Source organism: Pleomorphochaeta caudata (assembly GCF_055395745.1).
Genome location: NZ_AP042458.1, coordinates 2635045 through 2660244 on the forward strand (window position 1 = coordinate 2635045; position 25200 = coordinate 2660244).

24 protein-coding genes are annotated in these 25200 nt (G+C 29.7%); 10 read left to right on the forward strand and 14 right to left on the reverse strand.

Features of this window, described 5'->3' with window-relative positions; translation table 11 throughout:
• Window positions 1-7 precede the first annotated feature (7 nt).
• The 6 genes from ACZ5RS_RS12110 to ACZ5RS_RS12135 all read right to left on the reverse strand — a co-directional run bounded on the left by ACZ5RS_RS12110 (window position 8) and on the right by ACZ5RS_RS12135 (window position 6212).
• Window positions 8-799, reverse strand: coding sequence for an alpha/beta hydrolase (locus ACZ5RS_RS12110; RefSeq protein WP_464635798.1), 792 nt, complete (start codon window positions 797-799; stop codon window positions 8-10).
• On the reverse strand, window positions 786-1622 hold the full coding sequence (locus ACZ5RS_RS12115; protein ID WP_464635800.1) for an alpha/beta hydrolase: 837 nt from the start codon (window positions 1620-1622) through the stop codon (window positions 786-788). The genes ACZ5RS_RS12110 and ACZ5RS_RS12115 overlap by 14 nt, the downstream gene beginning before the upstream one ends.
• An 81-nt stretch (window positions 1623-1703) precedes the next feature.
• Window positions 1704-2681, reverse strand: coding sequence for an ABC transporter permease (locus tag ACZ5RS_RS12120; protein ID WP_464635802.1), 978 nt, complete (start codon window positions 2679-2681; stop codon window positions 1704-1706).
• 17 nt (window positions 2682-2698) lie between these two features.
• Complete coding sequence (locus ACZ5RS_RS12125) at window positions 2699-4216, reverse strand: sugar ABC transporter ATP-binding protein (protein WP_464635804.1); 1518 nt, start codon at window positions 4214-4216, stop codon at window positions 2699-2701.
• Complete coding sequence (locus tag ACZ5RS_RS12130) at window positions 4207-5148, reverse strand: substrate-binding domain-containing protein (protein ID WP_464635806.1); 942 nt, start codon at window positions 5146-5148, stop codon at window positions 4207-4209. Before ACZ5RS_RS12130 ends, ACZ5RS_RS12125 begins: the two co-directional genes overlap by 10 nt.
• Before the next feature lie 50 nt (window positions 5149-5198).
• Window positions 5199-6212, reverse strand: a complete 1014-nt coding sequence (locus tag ACZ5RS_RS12135; protein WP_464635808.1) for a LacI family DNA-binding transcriptional regulator — start codon at window positions 6210-6212, stop codon at window positions 5199-5201.
• 846 nt (window positions 6213-7058) lie between these two features.
• On the opposite strand from ACZ5RS_RS12135, the gene ACZ5RS_RS12140 reads away from it, so the two are divergent.
• From ACZ5RS_RS12140 to ACZ5RS_RS12185, 10 genes are all read left to right on the forward strand, one after another.
• Window positions 7059-7340 (forward strand): hypothetical protein, encoded by a 282-nt coding sequence (locus ACZ5RS_RS12140; protein ID WP_464635810.1) that lies wholly within the window; start codon window positions 7059-7061, stop codon window positions 7338-7340.
• Between the two features lie 138 nt (window positions 7341-7478).
• Window positions 7479-8483, forward strand: a complete 1005-nt coding sequence (locus ACZ5RS_RS12145; protein WP_464635812.1) for a LacI family DNA-binding transcriptional regulator — start codon at window positions 7479-7481, stop codon at window positions 8481-8483.
• Between the two features lie 13 nt (window positions 8484-8496).
• Window positions 8497-9867 (forward strand): acyclic terpene utilization AtuA family protein, encoded by a 1371-nt coding sequence (locus ACZ5RS_RS12150; RefSeq protein ID WP_464635814.1) that lies wholly within the window; start codon window positions 8497-8499, stop codon window positions 9865-9867.
• A complete protein-coding gene (locus ACZ5RS_RS12155; protein WP_464635816.1) occupies window positions 9864-10178 on the forward strand; it encodes a DUF4387 domain-containing protein in 315 nt (104 codons plus the stop codon). Before ACZ5RS_RS12150 ends, ACZ5RS_RS12155 begins: the two co-directional genes overlap by 4 nt.
• Before the next feature lie 9 nt (window positions 10179-10187).
• Window positions 10188-11111 (forward strand): ABC transporter permease, encoded by a 924-nt coding sequence (locus ACZ5RS_RS12160; protein WP_464635818.1) that lies wholly within the window; start codon window positions 10188-10190, stop codon window positions 11109-11111.
• A 1-nt stretch (window position 11112) separates the two neighbouring features.
• On the forward strand, window positions 11113-12000 hold the full coding sequence (locus tag ACZ5RS_RS12165) for a carbohydrate ABC transporter permease (RefSeq protein WP_464635820.1): 888 nt from the start codon (window positions 11113-11115) through the stop codon (window positions 11998-12000).
• A 22-nt stretch (window positions 12001-12022) separates the two neighbouring features.
• On the forward strand, window positions 12023-13492 hold the full coding sequence (locus ACZ5RS_RS12170) for an extracellular solute-binding protein (RefSeq protein WP_464635822.1): 1470 nt from the start codon (window positions 12023-12025) through the stop codon (window positions 13490-13492).
• Between the two features lie 72 nt (window positions 13493-13564).
• On the forward strand, window positions 13565-15667 hold the full coding sequence (locus ACZ5RS_RS12175) for an ADP-ribosylglycohydrolase family protein (protein WP_464635824.1): 2103 nt from the start codon (window positions 13565-13567) through the stop codon (window positions 15665-15667).
• Between the two features lie 8 nt (window positions 15668-15675).
• Window positions 15676-16653, forward strand: coding sequence for an ADP-ribosylglycohydrolase family protein (locus ACZ5RS_RS12180; protein WP_464635826.1), 978 nt, complete (start codon window positions 15676-15678; stop codon window positions 16651-16653).
• 167 nt (window positions 16654-16820) lie between these two features.
• Window positions 16821-17837: an ATP-binding protein gene (locus tag ACZ5RS_RS12185; RefSeq protein WP_464638957.1), complete on the forward strand. Its 1017-nt coding sequence runs from the start codon at window positions 16821-16823 to the stop codon at window positions 17835-17837.
• Between the two features lie 109 nt (window positions 17838-17946).
• On the opposite strand, the gene ACZ5RS_RS12190 is transcribed toward ACZ5RS_RS12185, so the two are convergent.
• The 8 genes from ACZ5RS_RS12190 to ACZ5RS_RS12225 all read right to left on the reverse strand — a co-directional run bounded on the left by ACZ5RS_RS12190 (window position 17947) and on the right by ACZ5RS_RS12225 (window position 25198).
• Entirely contained in the window at window positions 17947-19131 is a 1185-nt protein-coding gene (locus tag ACZ5RS_RS12190) for a hypothetical protein (protein WP_464635828.1), read from the reverse strand.
• A gap of 12 nt (window positions 19132-19143) precedes the next feature.
• Entirely contained in the window at window positions 19144-20082 is a 939-nt protein-coding gene (locus ACZ5RS_RS12195) for a nucleoside hydrolase (protein ID WP_464635830.1), read from the reverse strand.
• A 10-nt stretch (window positions 20083-20092) separates the two neighbouring features.
• Window positions 20093-20842: a nucleoside phosphorylase gene (locus ACZ5RS_RS12200; RefSeq protein ID WP_464635832.1), complete on the reverse strand. Its 750-nt coding sequence runs from the start codon at window positions 20840-20842 to the stop codon at window positions 20093-20095.
• On the reverse strand, window positions 20826-22025 hold the full coding sequence (locus tag ACZ5RS_RS12205) for an MFS transporter (protein ID WP_464635834.1): 1200 nt from the start codon (window positions 22023-22025) through the stop codon (window positions 20826-20828). The genes ACZ5RS_RS12200 and ACZ5RS_RS12205 overlap by 17 nt, the downstream gene beginning before the upstream one ends.
• Entirely contained in the window at window positions 22022-22834 is an 813-nt protein-coding gene (locus ACZ5RS_RS12210; RefSeq protein WP_464635836.1) for an energy-coupling factor ABC transporter ATP-binding protein, read from the reverse strand. Before ACZ5RS_RS12210 ends, ACZ5RS_RS12205 begins: the two co-directional genes overlap by 4 nt.
• Window positions 22834-23685: an energy-coupling factor ABC transporter ATP-binding protein gene (locus ACZ5RS_RS12215; RefSeq protein ID WP_464635838.1), complete on the reverse strand. Its 852-nt coding sequence runs from the start codon at window positions 23683-23685 to the stop codon at window positions 22834-22836. Before ACZ5RS_RS12215 ends, ACZ5RS_RS12210 begins: the two co-directional genes overlap by 1 nt.
• A complete protein-coding gene (locus ACZ5RS_RS12220; protein WP_464635840.1) occupies window positions 23670-24479 on the reverse strand; it encodes an energy-coupling factor transporter transmembrane component T family protein in 810 nt (269 codons plus the stop codon). The genes ACZ5RS_RS12215 and ACZ5RS_RS12220 overlap by 16 nt, the downstream gene beginning before the upstream one ends.
• A 65-nt stretch (window positions 24480-24544) precedes the next feature.
• Window positions 24545-25198 (reverse strand): ECF transporter S component, encoded by a 654-nt coding sequence (locus ACZ5RS_RS12225; protein WP_464635842.1) that lies wholly within the window; start codon window positions 25196-25198, stop codon window positions 24545-24547.
• Between the last annotated feature and the right edge of the window lie 2 nt (window positions 25199-25200).

The following is a 25200-nucleotide window of genomic DNA, read 5'->3' on the forward strand; positions in this document are numbered from 1 at the left end:
AATTATGCTAATCAATTAGAGGGAAAAACTTTAATGCATCTTTAATATGCTCATTCCAATAAATCCAATCATGAACACCTGGAGCAATTTGTTTTTTTACATTATACCCATTTTCTTCTAGTTTATTTGCAAATTTCATAATTTCATCTACAAAAAGATCATTATCACCACTCGTAAAAAAGAACTTTACATCTTTGTTATTTTCTTTAATATTTAATTCCATTGCTGAATATAAATTACATCCTTTCTCAATATATGAATCAAATTGCCTCTTATAATTCTCTGACATTTTATCTGCATAACTAGTATTGCCATATAATATTTTATAAAAATCAACACATCCTGATAGCACTGCACAAAAAGAAAATACAGTAGGATTTTTAAGAGCAATATAGGCAGCCCCATAACCTCCCATAGAAAGTCCTGCTATAAATCTATTTTCTTTACTTGAGGATAAAGGAAACATAGTCTCAAGATAATTTGGTAATTCTTTTGAGATATATTTTAAGAAATCACCTGAAGATGTGTTATTGTATCCACTATTTTCACCATCAAGCATTACAACTGCCAAATTATATTTTTCAATATATGTGGTAATATTTGTATTCAAAGGCCAATCATTATATCCACCATAACTTCCATGTAAAAGATAAAGTGTTTTAAATTTTACACTATCGTTTAAATAACTATTATTCTCTCCATCCAAATACTCTTGAGGTGATAAAGATGGTAACAACACTATACATCTTGCATTCTTTTTTAATGCAACAGAAAAAAATTCAAGTTCAATTTTTACCATAATGATTCAATCCCATATTATTTAGATCATCATGATCTAATTTAATCCATTTTAAAGCCTTTCCAAGCGCTTTATCACAATAAGCCCATTTAGAATTTTCTTTACCTTTATCAAAAGTAACTGAAAAATTATTATTTTTTAACAAATTTAAATATTCTAAATTAGTGTTATATGATATGTCGTTTTCACTACAACTTAAAAAGAACTTTATTTCATTATTTAATTTTTTTGAATTCAAACTTGTTATTTGATTTCTTAAATTAATTTTCGTATTAGAAATATCATCATAATTTTCAAATATATCATCTACATTTATTGGACAGTTAATTAATTCTTTATAATTTATATTACAAATATCTAATGAGCCTAATATAGAAAATGCATATCCAAATCTATTTGGTTGATGTAAAGCAATATGCATAGCTCCATAACCGCCAATATTCACTCCTCCTATATAAGTCTCAGATTTATCATGAGAAGCAGGGAAATATTTTTGAATATAAGCAGGCAATTCTTCTGTAATAAAGGTTAAATAGTTAGCCCCTTTATACATATCTTGATAAAAGCTATTACCAACAGAAGGCATTACTACAATAATATGATTTTCTTGTGCATATTGCATAATATTTGTATAGTTTTGCCAATCAGAAGCGTCTTCATATAAATCATGTAATAAATATAATACTGGAAAATTAACTCCGATTTTAAAATAATTTGTTTTTTGTTTTGCTATTTCTTCAACGCTTGGTGTTGGAATAAAAATCTTCAGATTAGTATTGTATTGCAGACAAGGTGAGAAATAATTTATGTTCAAATTTGCCATTAGTAGTTTCCTCACAAAACACAACCTAAAATTAGTATTAAAAATTTCTTTTAGGTTTAATATTATTAATTTTATTATTTTCTAATTTGATGTTTTTTTAGCTTCTCTAATATAATCTACATATACTGCAGCTAAAATAATTAATCCTTTTAATGAGGTTTGCCAGAAGCTATCAACTCCCATTAAGTTTAATCCATTATTTAATACACCAATAATTAAAGTTCCAATTACCATACCCCCAACAGAACCTACTCCACCAGCTAAACTAACTCCACCAAGTGCACAAGCAGCAATAGCATCCATTTCAGCGCCATTACCAAAAATTGGATTACCACTATATGATCTTGCAGCTAATGTAATACCAGAAAGAGCAGCCATAAATCCTGAGAAAAGATATACGAACATTTTTACTCTAGCCATTTTTATTCCGGAAAATACTGCTGCAGTTGAATTACCTCCAACAGCATAAATATGTCTTCCTAAAGCTGTTCTATTCAAAATAATATATGTAACAATCATTATAATTATCATATATAATACAGGGAAAGGAATTCCTAAAAAATAACCAATACCAAAATTAATAAAAGATTGATTATCAATACGAACAGTGGTACCACCAGTAATAATATATGCAGCACCTCTTAAAACACTCATCATTGCTAAAGTAACAATAAAAGGAGCTAAAGCTGTTCTAGATATAATACCACCATTTATTGCACCAAAAGCAACGCCTAATGCTAAGGATAAAAGTAATACAAAAAATAATGGCATACCAGTTTGTGATAAATAACCACTAACAACACCTACTACGGCTATAACAGACCCAACCGTTAAATCAATACCACCTGAAATCATAACTAATGTCATACCAGTAGCTAAAAAGAAATTAGTTGAAATCTGTCTAAGAACATTCATTAAGTTTCTTTGAGTTAAAAAGATTGGATTCGCAATACTAATAATTACACACATTATAAAAAGAGCAATTAAGATACCGCTATTATTCTTTATAAAAGTTTTTACACTGCTAAAAAAACTTTTAAAAATTTTATTAAAATTCATTATTCTCTACCTTTAATTTAATATCTAACAGCATGCTTCATAATATTTTCTTGTGTAATATTATCTGCTTCAAGCATAGCTGTAATTTTACCGTCACACATTACTGCAACACGATCACTCATATTTATTAGTTCTGGCAACTCAGAACTTATCATAATAATAGAAACACCTTTTTCAGTTAGTTTATTCATTATCTGATATATTTCACTTTTTGCCCCTACATCAATTCCTCTAGTTGGTTCATCTAAAATAAGCACTTTTGGATTAGACGCTAACCAAGAAGCAATAATTACTTTTTGTTGGTTTCCTCCTGATAAAGAATTAATAGGAGTTGTACTTGATGGAACCTTAATTGATAAATCATTTTTATATTTTTCAAATATTTCATTCTCTTTTTCAGGGTCAAAAGAAATACCTTTAATAAATTGTTTTAAAACTTTTAAAGTCATATTAAACTCAACTGATTTAATAGGATATAACCCTTCATCTCGTCTATTTTCTGGGACAAATGCTACACCAGCCTCAATCATTTGAGAAGAATCATGTTTTACATTAAAACTTTTATTTTCCAATATTATTTGGCCTGATTGAATTTTATCTATACCAAAAATTGCTCTCATTGTTTCAGTTCGCCCACAACCAACAAGCCCACCAAAACCTAGAATTTCACTCTTTTTTAATTTAAAATTAATATCAGAGACTTTATCCGAAGTTAAATTTTTAACCTCTAGAACTATATCTTCACCTACAGTTTTATGATTTCTCACATAATAATTACCTAAGGAACGACCTACCATTAATGAAATCAATTCATCATTAGTTGTTTCTTTTACAATTTTAGTAGCAATATATTTACCATCTCTCATAACCGTAACTCTATCTGCTATCTGTTGTAATTCTTTCATTCTATGTGAAATATAAATTATGCCAATACCTTGAGTTTTTAAAGATTGGATACATCTAAAAAGACTATCAACATCTTTATCAGATAAAGAAGAAGTTGGCTCATCCATTACTATAATTTTTGAATTAAAGGATATAGCTTTAGCTATTTCAACCATTTGTTGTTGAGCTATATTTAACTCGCCAACTATGTCATCAGGTGAAAATTTTATACCTAAAGTATCTAAAATTCTTTGACAACTTTCTCTCATTATGCGACAATCAAGACAATGATTTTTCTTTCGGATTTCACGTCCAAGAAAAATATTTTCAAACACATTTAAATGTGGTACTAATACAAGTTCTTGGTGGATTATACTGATGCCAGAATTTCTGGCATCAGCAACTGAATCAATTTTTTTGGGAATGTCATTAACCTCAATTGATCCGCTGTTCATAGTATAGATTCCACCAAGAATCTTTATTAGTGTTGATTTTCCCGCTCCATTTTCTCCTAAAAGAGCATGAACTTCACCAGCTTTTAATTCAAAACTTACGTCATTCAATGCATAAACTCCTGGGAATTTCTTATGGATGTTTTTCATTTTCAATAAACAAGGGTCATTCACTACACTTACCCCACTTATAACCATACTGAAGTATCAAATTGATCAATATTGTTTTGGTCTACTAAGATAGTTTCAATTGAATAATTTTTCTCAACAGATTGTCCATTTAATAATGAATAAGCAACTTCAACTGCTTTCTGACCTATCCCTGCTGGGGATTGTGCAGCTGTAGCATATAAGCCACCTTCTTTAATAGAAATCTTAGCTGATGGAGAACCATCTACACTAAATACTTTTATATCTCCAGTTCTACCGGCACTTTGAACAACACCTTCTGCAATTAAACCGAATTCATCATTTAATCCCCAAAATGCATCTAAATCGGAGTCAGCTTGTAAGAAATCTTCGAAAGTTGAAAGTACAGTATTCATACTTGAATAGTGAGCTAATCCTGTTATTTCAATATTTGAGCCTTCAAGAGCTTGTTGTAAGCCTGTCATTCTACTTACTACTGATTCTGCTAAAGGATTATCAATTAGTGCTACTCTTGCACCATTAGGGAAAGCTTCTTTCATTGCTTCACCACAAAGTCTTCCAGCTTGAACATTGTTAGATGAAATAAAACTTTCTGTTAAATCTGTATCAGTAACATTAGCATCTACAGCAATTACTTTTACTCCAGCTTCTTTACAAGCTTCTAAAGCAGGTTTTACACCATCTTTATCAACTGGATTAAGAAACAAAACACTAATACCTCTTGTAATCATATCGTCAATAGCGTTATTTTGTTTAATTTGGTCATTCATACCATCAATAGCAATAAGTTTATCACCATTAGCTTCAACAGCTGATTCTATTGAGTTTTTCATAGTTACTTGAAAAGGATTTGTTTGGTCCATACAAGTAAAACCAAATACTATTTGTCCATCTTCAGCTTGCTCTGAAGATCCGTTTGCAAAGATATTAGTCATACCCAATATCAAAATTAATGTTAAAAGAATAAATGATTTTTTCATTTTTCCCTCCTATTGTATTAAAAGGATTTAATTATTTTCTAGAAAATACTTTAATCCCAAGATTCTCTAATATTTAATTTTGTATTTATTAATTGTTTTTTCGGTTTATAATTTGGATTTTCTAATCGATTTATCATAGCTTCTGCTGCAATTTGACCAATTTTGAAAGGATTTTGAGCTATTGTGGTAATTGAAGGGGAAGAAGCCCTATTCCACAAAGTATCATCAAACAAAGTAATATTAAGATCTTCAGGAATTTTTCTTCCTGAATCTTTCAAATATTTTAAGGTTCCAAAACCCATATCATTCATAGTTATTAACAAGGAATCAATATTAGGATGAGTTTCAAATAATTTTTTAGCAAGTGAATAACCTAAATCTTCTTTTGGTATTTCATCAACTGCATAAGTTGGATCAAATTCAATATTATTATCCTTTAAAGCTTGTAAAAAACCTTGATAACGTAATTGAACATTATATAAATTCTTAGATCCGCTATTAATAATACCAAAATGTTTTTTTCCTCTTTTAATTTGTTCAGTTATTGCATCATAAACAGCTTTTTTTGAATCAGACATAACAATATCATATGATTCACTTAAGCCTTGTGGTTCTCTATCTATAAAAACAAATGGTATATTATTTAATTGTTTAACTTTATGTTGTTTGTGTACATCTGGAGCAGCTAAAATTATTCCTTCAACTTGATGTTGTTTCAATCTGTTTATTGCAGCCTTCTCACCTTCAATCTTTTCTTCACTATTGCTCATAATCAATGAATAATTATATTTAGTTAAAACTTTTTCTGCACCAAGCATTACCCATAAATAAAATTGATTTGAATCTTCATACTCAGGAATAAAGGGTACGACCAATCCAATAGTTCTAGAATTTTGCTGTCGTAAATTTACTCCCATAATATTTCTTTGATAACTTAATTCCTTCATTGCATCTTCTACTTTTTTTTGAGTTTCATCAGATACGAATCTAGTTTTATTTATAACATGTGAAACAGTCGCAATTGATACTCCAGCTCTTTTCGCAACATCTTTTATATTGGCCATAATATTCCTTTTTTTCTATTTAAACGTTTACGTAAACGTTTAAATGTGTTTTTCTAGAGTATATGGCATGAATTATTATTTGTCAAATTTTTTATATTAAAAATTTTCAACCCAAATAAAAAAATTAATTGAAAGACATATTAATTCTTACAAGAATTATTTTTGATGTGTAATTAGTTGCAATATTCATTAAAAACAGAGGTAAAGATTAAATTAGATATTCCTATTGTAAATTATATAAAATATATTAGTGAATAAGTATTACTTACTATTCATTTTGTTAATTGCTCTTTAATGTTATTTTTTTTTGAGAAATAAATACAGCTAAATTTGTTATTGACATCTTTAGTAATTTGTACAAAAAAGTTCTACCCTAAATACATTAAAAGAGAATTACTTTCCCATCAGACTGATTTAATTACAGAATTAATAAATTATAATTCAATAATATCTCAATTAATTCCATAAATTAAAACAATAAATAAAATTATTTTAAATAAAAACATTACAATTCTGCTACTATAATTTAATATATTATGGTAGCAGGTTTGTTTATTTTACTAAACTAAATTAAGACGTTATAACAATTTACGTTACATTAAAAATCTTTACAAATTATCTTCAAAGGAATATAATACATAGTAAGCTAATTTATTTATACAAGTTAGCTTGCTATTGTCTCTTAATCTTGATAATTAATATTATCTTTTATCTATTGCTGATAAATTAATTACTCAAATTTAAGATAATAATAGTTGGTGCTTATTTATTATCGAATAAAAATGTGTATTATTTCTCTTTTTAAGTTTTAATACCGTTTTTTACAAAGTTTTTGGGAGATGAAATATGAATTATGTTGTCAAAATTGAAATGAATGAAGGTTGTGATTATAGTTTAGATTGTCAGGATATTAAAAATTTATTGATTGATTTAGATGGTACTGGTTTTAAAAAATATCCTAAAGATTATGTTTATGATTATATAACTAAATATCCCAAATCAATTGCAGTTAATGTAGCTCCATACCCTATTCTAATACCTCTAGTAAGCAAAAATGGTGAAAAATTTGTTAAATCAAGTCCTACAAATTATTCAGCAGATAACCTATTAAAGTTACCTAGAATTTAACTTACTTTTTTATCTTAAGAAATTTATTTCTCCTATTATGTAAAATTATTTGAAATATTTTTTCTTGCAAAAATAGGAAATTGTGCTATAATAATTTTTGGGAACGTTCCCAAAAAACTAAATCAATTGGAGTTTTTTATGTATTCTATTTTGGATGTAGCAAAATTAGCTAATGTATCAAAAAGCACTGTAAGTAGAGTTTTATCTGGAAACTCCTATGGTGTAAGCGATAAAACAAAAGCTAAAGTTGAAAAAGCAGCTAAAGAACTTGGTTATGTTAAAAATTCACTTGCATCCTCTCTTAGAACAAATAAAACGAAAACAATTATTTTAATTATTCCCGATATTACTAACAACTTCTGGGCAGAAGTTGCTCGTGGTGCTCAAGATTATTTAGAAAAGAAAGGCTATAGCCTTATCTTAGTTAATACAGATTGGGAAGAACATAAATATTCTAAATACTTAGAATTAGCACTAACTAAAGGTGTTGATGGTATTTTAATTAATACTTCATCCTCTTCAATTAATCAGCTTAAGAATATTGATTTACCTATAGTGCTTTTAGGTAATGCTTACCTTCATTCTCCATATGCAAGAGTTGGATCAAATACTCTTGAAGGTATTAATGAAGCTCTAGAATATTTATATAAAAATGGTCATAAGAAAATTGGAATTGTAGCTTCTCATACTGATACAGTTCAAGGACACAACTTAGAAAACCGCCTTACTATTTATCATGATTTCTTAGAAAGACATAACATAGATTTTAATGAAGATTACTATTTTTCAGTGGATTACAGTATGGAAGGTGGTAATGAATTAGCACAAATAATTTCTACCATGGAAAATCCACCTACTGCGATTCTTGCAGGTAACGATTTAATAGCTATTGGTCTAATTAATGAATGCAGAAAACTAAATATAGATATACCCAAAGATCTTTCAATTATAGGGGTTGATGATATTCCAATTTCTTCAATTATCTACCCTCGCCTAACTACCATTGCAAAACCGAAGAGAAAAATCGGTGAAAAAGCTGCTGAAGTTATTATTAATGTAATTGAAGGCAATGAAACAAATAGGAACTATAAACTACCAGTAAATCTAGAAATTAGAGACACTGTAGAAAATATAACTAAATAATATTAGGAGAAATATGACTGACTCACTAAAAATACTCTCCCCTTGTGGAATCCTAGGTTATGGCTTTCCAACAGAATCCTTCGAAAAGGGATTAGATATGAAACCAGATGCCATTATTGTTGATGCTGGATCCACAGATGCGGGACCTCATAAACTAGGGGCTAATGTAGCCATAGTTAGTAAAACTGCGTGTAAAAAAGATTTAAAAAGATTAATCCTTGGAGCTAATAAATTAAATATTCCTGTAATAGTTGGTTCTAGTGGAGGTAGTGGTGCAATATCTCATGTTAATTGGACTTTAGATATCTTAGATGAAATTGTAAAAGAAAATAATCTTTATCATATGAAACAAGCTGTTATTTGGGCAGATATTGATAAAGAATTAATTAAAAAAAATATTGAGTTAAATAATGTTGAACCTTTAAATAGTAATGTTAAGCCTTTAGATATTGATACTTTAAATCAAACTAACTCAGTAGTTGCTCAAATGGGTGTGGAACCAATTATTAAAGCATTAAAGACTAAAGCTCAAATCATTATTTGTGGTAGAGCTTATGATCCAGCAATTTTTGCTGCTTTTGGAATTTATAAAGGCTACGATGCAGCTCTTTCTTATCATTTGGGTAAGATTTTAGAATGTGGTGCTCTCTGCTGTGACCCTGGAACTACTAAAGATTGTATGATGGGAGAATTGCATAAAGACTATTTTGACATCTTTAGTCCTAATGAAAATAGAAAATGTTCCCCAACTAGTGTAGCTGCTCATACTTTCTATGAAAAAGACCACCCATATTTATTACATGGTCCTGGTATTATTCAAGATTTAAGTCAGTGTGAATTTATTAAAATTGATGACAACACTGTAAGAGTTAAAAAAAGCCAATTACAAGCTACTGATCCATATATGATAAAAATGGAAGGTGCTAGAAAAGTAGCTTATAGAACTTTTGTTATTGCTGGGGTTAGAGATCCTATTTTAATAGATAGAATTGAAGAAGTTGAAGACTTAGTAAAAGAAAGTGTTGTAACTCAATATAGCGAAATTGATGAAGATAAATATAAAATTGAATTTTATAACTATGGCAAAAATGGCGTTATGGGAGATTTAGAAACAAATCAATCAATACCTCATGAACTTGGAGTTATGTTTGAAGTTGTAGCAGAATCCCAAGAATTAGCTTCAGCAATCTGTGCTTCTCTTAGATCTACTTTCATGCATTATGGATATGAAGGAAGAAAATCAACTGCTGGAAACTTAGCCTTCCCTTTTGCACCAAGTGATGTTGAATTTGGGGCCGTATATCAATTTTCAGTTTATCACCTTATGAAAGTGGATAATCCAAGTGAACTTTTTCCAATAGAAATAAGGAGTACTAAAAAATGAGTGTTTGTTTAAAAGATTTAGCAAAAGTTTTAAGAAGTAAAAATAGTGGTCCATTTCAAATAACAATCGATGTTTTATTTGATGATATCAAAAACTATGAAAGAGTGAAAAACACTAATATTTTTACAAAAGAAAATATAGCTAAATTGTACAATCAAGAAGAAAAAGATATTACAGATATAATTTTCTTCGATAGAGCAATGGGTATAAAGGTAACCATGAATAGAAAAATTTCTAGTGGTACTTGCTTTGATAGAGACGTATATGGAGCTCAACAACATGCTCCATTATTAGATATTTTAATCCCATAAAGGAATAATATGACAAAACTTGAAAAAAAAGAGAGAAATAAAAAATTAATTCGCAAACTAAAAAGCGAAAAAGTTCTCTACCTTATGATTTTACCTACAATTATTTATTTCATATTATTTAGAGTTCTTCCTATATTTAATATGAGGCTTGCTTTCTTTAAATATAATTCAAGATCTCCTTGGACCTTTGTTGGTTTAAAATATTTTAAAATGATATTTTCATCTCCTGATTTTTTCCAAATATTAAAGAATACTTTAATAATCAGTTTCATGAAATATATTTTACTATTTCCAGCTTTTCCAATTTTTGCAATTTTATTAAATGAATTAAAATGGACTGGCTCAAGAAAATTTGTTCAAGTAATCTCTTACCTGCCCCACTTCTTATCCTGGATTGTAATAACTGGCGTTTGGATTTCTATGCTATCAGTTGATGGTGGAGTTAATGAAATATTACATGCTTTTGGAGCTGAAAAATCAATTGATTTTATGACAAGTAGAGCTTGGATAAAATGGATTTTACTATTTTGTGAAGCTTGGAGATCTCTAGGTTGGGATTCAATTATATATTTTACAGCAATTATTGCAATTAACCCATCTCTTTATGAAGCAGCTGAAATTGATGGCGCTTCTAGATGGCAAATGGTTAAAAATATTATATACCCCGCTTTAGTAATACCAATGGTAACTATGTTTATCTTAAACTTAGGATTCTTCTTGAATGCTGGTTTTGACCAAGTACTTAATTTCTCTAACGATGCAGTACTCTCATCAATCGATATTTTAGATACATACATCTATAGAATAGGTATTCAATCAGGTCAATATTCCTTAGCAACAGCTGTAAGTTTAATCAAGGGAGTTGTAGGTGTTTTCTTAGTATTAGGGACACACTTCACTTCAAAACGTTTAACAGGTAAAGGAGTTTGGTAGAATGAAATTAAAGAAAATGTTTTCACCATCACAGATTTTATTAACTCTTTTATTAGTATTAGTTGCTTTAACTATGATAATTCCTTTATTAAATATTTTGGCAATATCCCTCTCTTCTCCTGAAGCTTCAATTTCTATGAGTGGAATGAGAGTATTACCTAAAGATTTTGATACTATAAACTATAGAATTGTTTTTAATCATCCAGTTTTATTAAAATCAATATTTAACTCAATCTTTATTACTGTTATTGGAACTACAATTAATATCTGTTTAACTAGCCTAGCTGCTTATGCACTAACTAGAGAAAATCTAACACTAAAAAAACCAATCATGGTTTTCTTAATATTTATGATGTTATTTGATCCAGGTTTAGTTCCTGAATATTTAGTAGTTCAATCCTTAGGCTTAATGGGATCTAGATGGTCAGTAATCTTAATTACTAGTGTTAATGTTTATTATTTGGTAATTATGATGAGATATTTTGAAGGCGTCCCTAAAGATATCATTGAAGCTGGAAAGCTTGATGGTTTAAATCATATAAACATGCTAACTAAAATAATAGTCCCATTATCTTCTGCAGGAATAGCAACAATTACAATGTTCTATTCAGTCTTAAGATGGAATGAATATTTTAAAGCTAGTATCTATATCCTTAATCAAAAAGATACCGTACTACAAGTAATTTTAAGACAATTTGTTGTACTTGGAGATACTGTTTCACTAATCGGTCAACAAAATGTATTTAATTATAACGACTTAGCTCGTGTTGATTATACAGCGCTTAAGGCTGCAACCATTGTGGTTGCAATCATCCCTATATTAGTAATTTATCCAGTAGTATTAAAATTTTACACAAAAGATGCACTAGCTGGATCTATAAAAGAATAAAACACAAAATGGAGGAAGTTTTATGAAAAAACGAATAATTATTGCTCTTATGGTATTAGCAATTACAATGAATTTTGCTTTTGCTAGTGGTTCAAAAGAAGCAGAATCAACTAATAGTGACAATGTTTACGGCACAGTTGATAATCCTGTTACAGTTACTTATCTTTGTAAGGATGTAAATCCTGAAGATCCAGGAAACCCTGAAATGGTTAAAGCTATTGAAGAAGGCTTAGCAAAAGAAGGCAAATACATTAAATTAGAAATTCTTAATGCACCTTCAGGCTCTTATGCAACAGTTGTACCTATTGCTTATAGAACTGGACAAATTAGCCCTGATTTAATTTATTTCCAAGGTGGAGATTTACCAATTGCACAAGAAGGTTTATTAGAAGATTTAACCCCTTATATTGCTTCATCAGAAAATGTTAAGAAAATCATGGACCAACATAACACAGATAGAATGGCTAACTACCCATATCTTTTATGGTTAGCACCACCTAGAGTAAGTGTTCCTGTTGTAAGAGAAGATTGGTTTAATCAACTATCCTCTTCAAAAGCTTTATTAGCAGATCCAACTCCAGATAATTACTACAATTTCTTAAAAGAAATGAAGGATAAAGGATTATGCCAATGGCCATTAACAACTGATGGTACAATCTTAAAATTAAACTCAGTATTCAACCATGCTTTTGGTGTTGATTCAACAATCACAAAAGAAAATGGCACATGGGTTTATTCTCAAGCAACTGATGCTGAAAAGAATAAATTAGCTTACTATGCTAAATTATATAAAGATGGCTTATTCGATAATAACTACATTACAAAACAATGGGATACAAAAGAAAAAGCTTTCTACGAAGGAGATTCTGGTCTAATTTGTGGTACTGCAGGAGCTGTTATAAATATCTATAATAACAAAATGGTACAAACAAACGGAGATCAAGCTAAATTAGTAGTATTACCACCTGCTAAAGGTGTAGATCAAGCTTACATTAGTGTTGATATTACAAAAGAAAGTCGTGGATTTGGTATCAATGTTGATTCTAAAGTTAAAGATGCTGCATTTGCTGTAATGGATTATATGGCAGGAGCAGATGGAAGAGTTATTGATAAACTTGGTATTGAAGGGACTCATCATGTAACTAAAGCTGATGGAACTATTGAATTAACAGATGCATTCCCACAATGGTGGGCTCGTTTCTGGGATACCTTAAATGGCTTAGATACATCTAATATTAATGGTCAAGTTATGAGTGATGCTGGAGTTACTTCATTAAACATGATGAAAGAATACTATGCTCCTGATACAAACGTAATTCTTCCTGATGAATTACTACCATTAAAAGATGCTATGGATAAATTATATACTGAATATTCAACAGCAATTATCCGTGGAGAAAAGAGCATTGATAGCTTCGATGAATTTGTAGAAAAATGGAATAATGCTGGTGGAACTAAAATTAGTGAATATTTAGCAACAGTATTAAACTAAAAGAGAATAATAATTAGTAAATAATTTTCCCATCTATTTTTTAAGATGGATGGGAATCTTATGAGAGGTTATATGAAATTTAATTTAGATCAGCTAATCGATAAAACCTATGCAGGCTTTTTAGTTATGAACATTGGTATAAGATTAGGTGCACCTGTAGAACCAACAGTTTGGTCTTCTGATAGAATTGAAAGAGCTTATGGAAATATCACCAACTATGTAAAGGATTTTAAAAACTTTGCTGCAGATGATGATGCTAATGGTCCAGTATATTTTTTAAGAGCTCTAAATGATGGAAATTATAAAGAAAAGCTTAATGCTTTAGATGTTGCCCAAGCTTGGTTAAACTATTCAAGAGAAGAAATTGGCATGTTTTGGTGGGGAGGTTATGGCGTTTCCACAGAACACACAGCTTATTTAAACTTAAAAAATGGTATTAACCCACCAGAAAGTGGTAGCATTGAAACTAATGGAAAAATAAGAGCGGAACAAATTGGTGGTCAAATCTTTATTGATACTTGGGGATTTGTCTGGCCAGGGAACCCTAAAAAAGCAGCAGAATATGCAACCACTGCAGCAAGTGTTTCTCACGATGGAGAGGGAATTTATGGGGCTGCATTTATTGCCGCTTGTATAGCTAAAGCCTATGAGAGTGATAATATAGATGAAATAATAAATTCGGGCTTAGAAAATATTCCACAAACCTGTGTTTATAGAGATGTTGTAAATGCAGTAATTAAATTTCATAAAGACCATAAAGATAATTGGAGAGAGTGTTTAAAATATCTCCAAGATAATTGGGGATATGATAAATACAAGGGAGTTTGCCATATAATTCCAAACGCCGGAGTTTGTATCATGTCTATGCTTTATGGATCCGATATAAATCAAGCAATTGAAATAGCAACAATGGCTGGTTGGGATACTGACTGCAATGCAGGAAACGTTGGATCAATTCTAGGAGTTAGTAACGGCCTTGATAAAATTAAAGAATGTTATAGAAAACCTATTAATGATTTTATTGCACTTAGTGGTATCAGCGGTTATCTAAATATTATTGATATCCCAACCTATATTAAAGAATTAGTATCGTGGGCTTACAAATTAAATAATGAAGAAGTGCCTTCATTATGTAATTATAAAGATGGAGATATTAATTTTGATTTCGAATTACCTGGTTCAACCCATGGCTTTAGAGTTTCAAATACTAATCAAACTCAAATAAGTCATTCAAGTGAATATGCACACAGTGGTAAAGGTAGTTTAAGAATTATTTATGACAGAATGAAGAGAGGAGAAAAAAGTAGAATTTATTATAAGACCTTCTATAGAAGAGAAGATTTTGATGATGAAAGATACTCCCCTTCTTTCTCCCCTAAAGCTTATAGTGGGCAGACTGTAAAAATGTATATCTACAGTGATAAATTCTCTGGAGCTTCAGATTTTATAGTAACCCCTTATGTAAGAAATAGTAGTACTAAAGAATTAGTTTATCAAAATAGTATAACTTTAAATGAAAAAACCTGGACTGAAATTAAATTTACTATTCCTGATTTAAATGGATGCGTATGTGATGAAGTTGGAATTAGCTTAGAATCAAATTCAAGAATTAGAGCTTATGATTATGGTTTCTTATATTTAGATGATTTTAGCATTACTGGTAAAGCAAAATATACTATAAAAATGGATAAGCAAAAGCCAGAATTTAGAACAATTACACCATTTTCAATTAACCACGGAGCTTGGGATATCGAAGATGATAATTTAAGTGTTATGGCACTTGAACATGCTGAAGCTGTTACTGGTAACTATTTTACTAAAGATGTAATTGTAAAGAACATTTTAAAAATTGAAAGTGAGAATTGTGGCTTATTAGCTCTTAGAGTACAAGGTGCTCAAAGAGGTTATTACGGTGGTTTTTATAAAGACTCTGTAATAATTGGTAAAACAGTAAATGGTAAATTAGAAATACTAACTAAACAAGAATTTAAAATAGAAAAAAACAAAGAATATCATGTTGAATTTAAAGTTGAAGAGGATCTTTTAACCTTAAAAATTGACAATAATATAGAACTTAATTATAAAGACAATTCCTACAAATATGGAATGGTTGGACTTGCTATGTATGATAGAGGTAGAACAGCGTTTAATACTCTATCAGTTGAAGAAATATAGGAGAACGTATGTTAGATGTTAAAGCACTAAGAGAAAACAAAGAACTTAGAGAGAACAGAGCTTGTGGAGCATTATCCGGATTAGCTATAGGTGATAGTTTTGGAGATGCAGCAAGAATGCAATCAAATAGAGAAAATTATGGAATAACAACTGACTTTAATTCAGGAGCAGCTTGGAGTACTGATGATACAGAATTTGCTCTTCTAACAGCTAAAACCTTAATTAATACTAAAGGCAATTTTACTAGCGAAGATGTTGTTAATGCATGGCTTGAAGATGTTGTAGTTCAAGATGAATTTAAAAGAGGTGGTAAAAGTGAAATTAGAGCTGCTGAAAATTTAAAAAGAGGTATTAGACCTCCAGAGAGCGGAAAATTTAATACTTTCCACATGAGTGATGGAACTGCTATGAGAATTCCACCTGTTGGAATTGTCTGTGCAGGAAATGAGGATAAAGCTTTAGAATTAGCTAAAATTGATGCTGAAGTTAGTCATTATAGAGATGGTGTTTGGGGTGCTCAAGTTGTAGCACTTGCAGTATCTCTTGCTATGGTAGATGCACCTTGGGATGAAATATTTGAAAAATCTATTTCAATAATTCCAAAAGACAGTTGGTTATATTATTCGATGAATAGAGCTATGGAAATTGTTGAAGGAAAAGATATCTTGGATGCTTGGATGCCTCTTCATGATGAACTTGTAACATCAACTTGGGCAACAACAGCTGAAGCAATCCCTGCAGCATTTGCATGCTTAAAACTAGAACATTCATCTTTCAAAAAAGGTGTAATCCTTGCTGGTAACTATGCTCGTGATGCGGATACTATTGGAGCTGTTGCAGGTTCAATTTTAGGTGCCAAATATGGTCTTACTTCAATACCTGATAAATGGGTTCAAAAAACAAGATTCCCAAGTGGAACTTGTCTACAATTTACTAAAGGTTTAGATATTTTAAAAATGGGTAAACAATTAGCTGATTTAATATAATATATTTTTGTAAATTAAAATGTTAAAATTGTAATGCAATGAAATAATCATTTTGTTGCATTATTTTTTTACTATTTCTATTATAAAAAACAAAAAAACTATAAAATTTATTATAATATCATAAAAAAAACTATAAAATTTATGGTAGTATCATAAAAAATCAAATTATTTTTTTAAATCTATCAAATGATCCAGGACTAATTAGAAAAACTGTAGAGGCTTATGATTATAAAAATTGTCTTATAGTTATTGATGAAATTCAAGAATTGCCAATTCTCCTTAATGAAGTACAATTAATGATAGATGAAAGGAATATTAAATTCCTTTTAACAGGATCAAGTGCAAGGAAATTAAAGCGAAATTCATGTAACCTTCTTGGAGGTCGAGCTCGTTGGCGAAACTTTAATGCCCTATCTTATTATGAATTATTAAAAAATGAAGAACATTTTGATTTAAATTTAATTCTAAATAATGGATTAATACCCAGTATATATTTTTCAGACGAACCTGAAGAAGACTTAACTTCTTATACTTCTTTATATCTTATTCAAGAAATAAAAGCTGAAGGCTTAACTAGGAAATTATTAGATTTCTCAAGATTTTTAAAAGTTGCTGCATTATCAAACTCACAAGAAATAAATTATTCTAAAATTGCAAATGATGCACAAACAAATAATCAAGCTGTAATGCAGTGGTTTCAAGTATTAGAAGATACATTATTAGGCTTTTTCTTAGAGCCCTTTAAAAAATTAGAAACTCGAAAATCTATTACTAGAAAAAAATTCTATTTCTTTGATACAGGTGTTGCCAGAACTCTTAAAACTGGTAAAAAAGTTACATCATCTTTAGATACAGATTTTGGTGAATATTTTGAACAATTTATTATTTTAGAAATTAAAAAATATCTTGATTATAACAAACCAAGAACAAAAATAAATTATATTAAAACAAATACCGGATTTGAAATTGATTGTCTAATAAATGAAGAAATTGCGGTTGAAATAAAATCATCAAATAATATAACTGCTCGACATTATAAAAATTTAAAATTATTAACAGAGAGTTATGTAAAAAGAAAAATTGTTGTTTGTACAACTGAAAACTATTATAAAGAAAATGATATAGAAATTATGCCATATAAAATATTCATTAATAAATTATGGAATAATGAAATATTAAAATAGTATTAAATTTATATTAATATCATAATTAATATATGAGAGTATATAAAAAAGAGTTCTTTATCTTATCCAATCAAGGAAAAGATAAAGAACAAAGATCTCTCTCTCTTAATTATTTATACAATTCATTGAATTCTTCTACCCAATCACCTAAAACAAAAATATGGTGGTTACTGATAGGATTATTCATCAAATAGTCAAAAGTATAATCATCAATTTTAACAGTCATTTGAGATCTGCATAAATCATTTCTATGCATAGTTTTTTCTAAAGAACAAACATGTGCAAAATATTTCTCTCCCCCATCACTTTTAAATATTGTTAATGGTTGAGATTTTATATCACTGGTTATAGCTACACCAATTCCTGATTCAAAATGTGTGGTTAAAGAATAAGAGTCAGGCATGTTTAAAGGTAATGTACAATGAGCTATAACACATTCTTTTGTATCAGAATCAATAAAATTAGGATTAGCCATAAAACCAGGGTTTCCTGTAATTAAATAAGCTATTGTCATGCTAACTAAAGCTTTTTGATCCCCTTCACAAGCTGCAGGAATACCTTGAGCATTTAATATAGCTAAGGCTAAACAGCCTGTGGTATTTATTTTACCCAATAATTCAAAACATTTAACAGAAATTGCTGCTAAATTATATTTTTTAATCAACCTTGTAAGTGCACCATATACATTTAAAGCTTTTTCGATTTCATCTTTATTAAAATCTTTAGTTTTTAAATCTTTGGTATATTCATTTTCTTCATATCCACCAATGTTATATTCATTGATTAATTCTTCTAATTCTAAATGAACTATTTCCATACCAAAGGTATTTTTTAAATCTTTCTCATTTACTTCACTTGATAACAATCCATCAGGTTTTCCAAAACAGCCAAGTCTCATTGAAACCATTTTTCTTTTTGCTTCAGAAACTTTTTTCAAGACTTTTAAACGCTTTGCGATTAGCGGCATTGAACCATGAATAATTTCCCCTTCAAGACCTTGTTCATGTAGGAATCCTAATATTTCTAATGCTGAAGCCAAAGAATTATAAGCAGGAGTTGTTAATAAGATATATTTACCTTTAGTCTTTTTATAGTTTTTACTGAAATCTCTTTCAGCTCCACCAGAAGCAATAAAATATATAGGCAAAGCTTCCTTAGCTATTTCATCCATTGAAGCATAAACTACTTCTTCTGATAACTGCTCTGATAATTCTTTGATAAAATCTTCACTATATTTTGGAATGTTTTCATCATTACAATCAGATGGACCCATCATAAATTTTACTTTATACATAAGAGCTCCTATTTATTTCATTAAAATGTCTAAAACATATTTTTTATATTCTTCACTTTTTAATTTACTACAAATATAAACATTTTCTTTTTTCCCAGAGAAATGATTAAAATCGACTAACACGGCACCATAGCTTGGACCATTGGAAGTATCAACTTCACAATAGTATTTATCCATTTCACTAATAATTTCTGGTTTTAAAGCAGCAACCATAGCTGCAGGATCTGCCATATCTAAACAATTATAGCCGAATCTTCCTTTGTTCATATCAATTAAAACTCTATTACTATCAACTAAGAAAGCCCCTAATTCACCACTCATTTTTAACGTATCAAGCTCATCTTGATCTAACATGCTAGTACCTAAACAAGCATCCCAACCAACTAAAATTATTTTTTCTAAACCTGAATCAATAACAATTTTAGCTGCTTCTGCATCCTGCCAAATATTAAATTCTGCAACTGGGGAAACATTGCCCCAACCTAATCCTGCAGATCCCATAATTACTAAATTATCTATCTTTCTCATAGCTTCATAATCAAGTCTTATAGCTAGAGCAATATTTGTTAATGGACCTAAGGCTATAACATCATATTCTTTATCTTCACCTGCTTTTAGCATTTCAATCATTTTAAAAATTGCATTTCCATCAGCTAGGTTTAATTTTTTAGGGACAAAGCCAAGATCTCCCATTCCATCATTACCATGAGTTTCATGAGCATATACTAAATCTCTTATAAGCATCTTTTTAGCGCCCATATAAACAGGAGGAAAATATTCATTTACATACTCTAAAGTTGTCAAAGTATTTTTAGCAGCTTGATCAGCAGCAACATTCCCGGCAACTACAGTAATTGCTTTAATATCAAAATCATTATCTTTCAAAGCAATTGCTATTGCCATAGCATCATCAGATCCACAATCAGTATCAATAATTAACTTTTTCTTCATTATAAGATTATTAACTCCTATCCTTTTCAATTAAATCTTTTATAGCATCACAGGCTATCTCTATAGTATGATCATTCATAGTTCCATAAGCCATTATAGCGCCAGCTCTTACTCCTCTAATTGAAGAGACAATAAATAATCCTGAAGTTTCCATTTCTGAGGCCATTACACCACTTTTTTCCCAAGCTTCCCATCTTTGTTTTAATACACCACTATTTGGCATACTATCAGGATCATGCTGACCATAAAAAGAATCTTTAGATTGAGCTATTCCCTCAGCAAAGTTATAACCTTTTCTTAAACACACATTGGACAAAGCTTCAACGACATGACGATTTGCAATAGCGGGGTATTCTATAGGAACATAATGGACAGTAGTCCCTTCATCTCTAATAGCTCCGGTAATAATAACTCCCTCTAAAGATTCATTATAACTTTCAGGACATATACGTCCACAAGTACCAACTCTAATAAATGTATCTGCTCCACAATGAATTAATTCTTCTACAGCAATAGCTGTGGAAGGACATCCCATACCTGTACTACAAACTGAAACTTTAACCCCATTTAATTCGCCAGTCCAGGTTTTATGTTCTCTATTGTGTGCAACTAGTTTTGGATTATCTAAATGTTTTGCAATAATATCTGTTCTAAAGGGATCTCCAGGTAATAAAACATATCTACCAACATCCCCTTCTTTACAACAAATATGGTATTGTTTTCCTTCATCATTTAATATTTCTTTACTCTGCAATTGCATAACTTACTCCTATTCTATCTTCAGTTGTATTAATATTTAAAATTATTACTCCGATTACTGAAATAACAATCGTAGCTAAGGTGAACTTAAAAGCAACACCGATACCTAACATTGAAACTAATTTGCCTGTTATAATTGGGGTTAAAATATCAGAACCCCCACTAGCTGTTCCAACAAGAGAGCCAGCAACACTAATTCTCTTATAACCAATTCTTGTAGCTATTGCGACAATAACACTGAATAAAACACCCAAGAAAAATCCTGCAATAAATAATAAAATAAAATAGAATGATACTTTATTAATCATTATTGCTAAAATTATTGCGATGAAAGCAAAAATATTATTATATAATAAAACCTTCATTTCCTTTATATGTTCTAAAACTTTAATAAATACTAAAGAGCCTATTACACATCCAATATTATAAATTGTTAACATAAATGCTGAATTTGATTGTGATAATCCTAAATTCTGAGCAAAAGTTGAAATATATAAATTGAGTGAATTAACAGTAGCACTATAGGAAGCACATATAACTGCTAAAATTATATAAGCCAATATCATGTTTTTTTCATATAAAGGTTTTACTAGTGTATTGTTTTCATTATTTTCATTTACTGGCCATTCAATCTTAAAATTTGAAATAGCAATTATTACTAACATAATTATTGGAATTATCAATAATATATAATATGCATAATAAAATTTAATTTTAAAATTAAGTAAAATACCAATAATCAATGGTGTTGTAAAAGTACCTAAGCCAAATAAAGCTTGACCAGCACTTAGTGCTCCTGAGTAATTTTTCTTTGCTGCAAGACTTAATAATACAGGACATACTGCATCTTGAGCACCCATGCCCATACCACCACAGAAAGCTACAAACATACCAAAATAGAAATTAATTACTGTTGTTATTCCACCTAGAAAAACACTAATTAAAAGAACTCCAATAACTAATACTTTTATTGGTCCTATTTTTTCTACTAATCTACCAGTTATATAAACTGTAGTAACTCTACCTAATGCATAAGCTGAACCCAACAATACAACAGATTGTAGTCCAAGATTATACATCTCTACTAATTGCGGCAAACTACTTCCAATTAAAATACAAGCAGTGCCTGTTAAAAAATACATTGCAAATGCTAAAAAAGAGAATGTCTTTATGTTATTTTTCATACCTTTATTTTTTTAATTATTTCCTTTACAGCATCATCCATATGTACAATACTATTATCAATTTTTAGACTTCTACAAATATCACTAACGATTGGCTGTTTTAAATTAGCCTTTTCTAAGGTTTCAAAATCCCAAAATATATCTTGTGGATTTCCAATTTTTAAAACTTTCTTTTTAGCCATTACGATAACATTTGAAAAATTATTTACTACAAATTCCATATCATGGGAAATTGTAATTACTGTCTTATTTTCTTCATGTAAAGACTTTAATATTTTACTAAGTCTTTCATTACCATCTTCATCTTGTCCTGCAGTGGGTTCATCAAAAATTAGAATCTCTGTATCCATTGCTATAACTGCAGCAATTGTTACGAATTTTCTAATAGAAAGAGGCAGATTATATGGGTTTTCATCTCTAGAAGATAATAAACCTGTTAAAGTGAGGGCTTTATCTACTCTTTCTTTTATTTCTTCTTCACTTAATTTCATCATTTTAGGACCAAAGGCAACTTCACTTTCAACTGTGGAGTGGAAAATTTGATCATCTGGATTTTGAAATACATAACCTACAAATCTTGATATTTGTGCTGTGGTATAATCTTTGGTATTCAAATCTCCAATTATTACATCGCCTTTTGAAGGCTTTAATAACCCATTCATCATTTTTACAGTTGTGGTTTTACCAGCCCCATTTTGACCAATTATAGCTACATTATCTCCACCTTTAATTGACATGTTGATATTATCTACAGCTAAAAAATCTCCAGGATAAGTAAAACTTACATCTTTCAATAATAAATCCTTCATTAAATTACCTTCCTTTGCATTTCAATAAGATCTAAAGCTTGTTGTTTAGTTATTGGTAACTCATCTATATTTAAACCAGCTTCTCTTAACTTTTCTCCAAGTAAAGTTACTTGAGGTAATTTTATGCCATATTTTTTCAACCCAATATCAGATAATACTTTCCTTGAATCTCCCATTTTTATAACTTGTGAATCATGCAAGATAATCATCTCATCTGAATATTCTGCTAATAAATCTACTTTGTGTTCTACTAAGATTATTGTCTTTCTTTCTTCTTTTAATTTTCTAATAATTTTAAAAACACTTTCTGTGCTTTGAGGATCCAATTGACTAGTTGGTTCATCAATTATTAGAATTTCTGGATCTAGAACAATAACAGATGCTAAAGCTACTCTTTGCATCTGTCCTCCAGATAATTCGAAAGGACTTTTTTCTGCGAGCTCTATAATATCTGTGAGCTCCATAATTTCAATTACTTTTCTTTCAATCTCTTTTACATCAACACCAAAATTTTCTAAACCGTATGCAACTTCTTCAAAAACAGTATCTTTAATACCACTAATTTGAGTGAATGGATTTTGGAATACATATCCAATTTTTCTAGAAATTTGATCCTCATATGAATCTAAGGGTTTTCCTTGTAATAAAATTTCTCCACTCATCTCCCCTTTATAAAAACTAGGAGCAAAGCCTCTTAATATTGAACAAAGGGTTGTTTTACCAGATCCATTTTCTCCAACAACACCATAGAGTTTACCTTTTTCAATCTTAATATTTAAATTTTTAATTGCTGGTTTTTCTGCTAGTGGATATGTATAAGTTACATCATTACATTCTATTTCATAAGCCATAATGCTATTCTTCCCCCTACTACTAAACAGGTAATAATTATGCTAATAACTAGAGTTCCTGTTTCATATCCCGATTTTTCTAAATTGAATAAATGAGTTCTTTCCCCTTTTATAGAAAAGCCTCTAGCTTCTAAGGTTAATACTCTTTCTTCAGAACCAATAATTCCACCTAAAATTAATGGTACTAGAGTTGGGAAAAATGCTTTTGTTCTTACTTTTAAATTACCTTCAGTTTCAACGCCCCGTGCTCTTTGAGCATCTAAAATGGTATGACTATTTTTACCTAATACTTTTATCATCTCTAAAGAAGATGTAAAAATATATGCAACTTTATAGCTCATACCTGAAGCTTCAAGACTTCTTGAAATTTCTTTTGTACTTGTACTTTGCAGCATCCAAACAAAGATCCCTGCAATATTTAGTACTAAGAAACCTAAAGATATAGCAGTTTGTAAGCCCTTTTCTCTAATTGCAATAAAGTGCCAGGACCAAAGAGTTCTACCCCCTGCTATAATAAATGCCTGAACTACGATAATAAATATTGCTACAATATTTACAGCCTTCATAGATTTCATACATTTCTTAAATTCTCCAGTAATTAAAAACATTAATGGCACAACTATAAACCAAGGAATAAGTAGCAAAGCTAAATTATAATCAGTTAATTTAATACTATTAATAATAAATGTACAAATAGAAAATAAAATTACAACTTTAAATTTTGTTGAGGGGTCTAAGCCTGCAATCTTATTTTTTTTGTGAATTTGAATTCTTTCTGTATATGTTTTTTCCATAATTTTAAATGCCAACTTAAACTTAGCTAGCTACTACTCCTTTTGTTAATTATGTAAGTAATTATTTATGCTTCTACTTCAGGTTGAAGTTCTGCTTCTTTTTTATTTTTTCTATTTTTTACATAGAACATACCGCAACTAAATTTAACTAAGTTACGATCTGGAATAACTTTAATTACAGACCAGCTAATTAAGAAAGATACCATTCTATCTAATACAGTAAAGATACCTTCTGTACCAAAGAATGCTGCCCAAATGTTTGCACCTGCAGCCATTGCTGTAGCTGTGATAATTGATGTACCGCCACCAGTAACGCCACCAAACATTAATACAACGATTGGAGCTGCTGAAATAATTGATGCTGCAGCCATAACTAGCATAGCAATAACCCATTTCCACCATACACTAAAGTAATCGTGACGAGCGAAAATACCTGTTACTAAACCAGCAATAATTGCAACTGGGATAAAAGCAAAGTTAACTGGATTTGCAATACCTGTGAAGATATTTGTTAATAATCCTGTTACAGCACCTACCCATGGTCCACATAAAATAGCTGTAAAGATTGTTCCAATTGTATCTAAATACATTGGTAACTTTAATAGAGATGCTAACTGTCCTCCTACAAAATTTACAGCAACACCTACAGGAATAATTAACAATGCTAGCATTGAAAAATCTTCTTTAATAGAAAACTTTTTACCTACTTTTTCTGTCATAA

What these genes read in the sequence shown, in the direction of transcription:
- ACZ5RS_RS12165 (WP_464635820.1), top strand. Translation starts at nt 11,113, where the DNA reads ATGAAATTAAAGAAAATGTTTTCACCATCACAGATTTTATTAACTCTT.
- ACZ5RS_RS12115 (WP_464635800.1), bottom strand. Translation starts at nt 1,622, where the DNA reads ATGGCAAATTTGAACATAAATTATTTCTCACCTTGTCTGCAATACAAT.
- ACZ5RS_RS12160 (WP_464635818.1), top strand. Translation starts at nt 10,188, where the DNA reads ATGACAAAACTTGAAAAAAAAGAGAGAAATAAAAAATTAATTCGCAAA.
- ACZ5RS_RS12130 (WP_464635806.1), bottom strand. Translation starts at nt 5,148, where the DNA reads ATGAAAAAATCATTTATTCTTTTAACATTAATTTTGATATTGGGTATG.
- ACZ5RS_RS12120 (WP_464635802.1), bottom strand. Translation starts at nt 2,681, where the DNA reads ATGAATTTTAATAAAATTTTTAAAAGTTTTTTTAGCAGTGTAAAAACT.
- ACZ5RS_RS12145 (WP_464635812.1), top strand. Translation starts at nt 7,479, where the DNA reads ATGTATTCTATTTTGGATGTAGCAAAATTAGCTAATGTATCAAAAAGC.
- ACZ5RS_RS12190 (WP_464635828.1), bottom strand. Translation starts at nt 19,131, where the DNA reads ATGTATAAAGTAAAATTTATGATGGGTCCATCTGATTGTAATGATGAA.
- ACZ5RS_RS12150 (WP_464635814.1), top strand. Translation starts at nt 8,497, where the DNA reads ATGACTGACTCACTAAAAATACTCTCCCCTTGTGGAATCCTAGGTTAT.
- ACZ5RS_RS12225 (WP_464635842.1), bottom strand. Translation starts at nt 25,198, where the DNA reads ATGACAGAAAAAGTAGGTAAAAAGTTTTCTATTAAAGAAGATTTTTCA.
- ACZ5RS_RS12140 (WP_464635810.1), top strand. Translation starts at nt 7,059, where the DNA reads ATGAATTATGTTGTCAAAATTGAAATGAATGAAGGTTGTGATTATAGT.
- ACZ5RS_RS12215 (WP_464635838.1), bottom strand. Translation starts at nt 23,685, where the DNA reads ATGGCTTATGAAATAGAATGTAATGATGTAACTTATACATATCCACTA.
- ACZ5RS_RS12135 (WP_464635808.1), bottom strand. Translation starts at nt 6,212, where the DNA reads ATGGCCAATATAAAAGATGTTGCGAAAAGAGCTGGAGTATCAATTGCG.
- ACZ5RS_RS12195 (WP_464635830.1), bottom strand. Translation starts at nt 20,082, where the DNA reads ATGAAGAAAAAGTTAATTATTGATACTGATTGTGGATCTGATGATGCT.
- ACZ5RS_RS12175 (WP_464635824.1), top strand. Translation starts at nt 13,565, where the DNA reads ATGAAATTTAATTTAGATCAGCTAATCGATAAAACCTATGCAGGCTTT.
- ACZ5RS_RS12210 (WP_464635836.1), bottom strand. Translation starts at nt 22,834, where the DNA reads ATGAAGGATTTATTATTGAAAGATGTAAGTTTTACTTATCCTGGAGAT.
- ACZ5RS_RS12155 (WP_464635816.1), top strand. Translation starts at nt 9,864, where the DNA reads ATGAGTGTTTGTTTAAAAGATTTAGCAAAAGTTTTAAGAAGTAAAAAT.
- ACZ5RS_RS12170 (WP_464635822.1), top strand. Translation starts at nt 12,023, where the DNA reads ATGAAAAAACGAATAATTATTGCTCTTATGGTATTAGCAATTACAATG.
- ACZ5RS_RS12110 (WP_464635798.1), bottom strand. Translation starts at nt 799, where the DNA reads ATGGTAAAAATTGAACTTGAATTTTTTTCTGTTGCATTAAAAAAGAAT.
- ACZ5RS_RS12180 (WP_464635826.1), top strand. Translation starts at nt 15,676, where the DNA reads ATGTTAGATGTTAAAGCACTAAGAGAAAACAAAGAACTTAGAGAGAAC.
- ACZ5RS_RS12220 (WP_464635840.1), bottom strand. Translation starts at nt 24,479, where the DNA reads ATGGAAAAAACATATACAGAAAGAATTCAAATTCACAAAAAAAATAAG.
- ACZ5RS_RS12200 (WP_464635832.1), bottom strand. Translation starts at nt 20,842, where the DNA reads ATGCAATTGCAGAGTAAAGAAATATTAAATGATGAAGGAAAACAATAC.
- ACZ5RS_RS12125 (WP_464635804.1), bottom strand. Translation starts at nt 4,216, where the DNA reads ATGGTTATAAGTGGGGTAAGTGTAGTGAATGACCCTTGTTTATTGAAA.
- ACZ5RS_RS12205 (WP_464635834.1), bottom strand. Translation starts at nt 22,025, where the DNA reads ATGAAAAATAACATAAAGACATTCTCTTTTTTAGCATTTGCAATGTAT.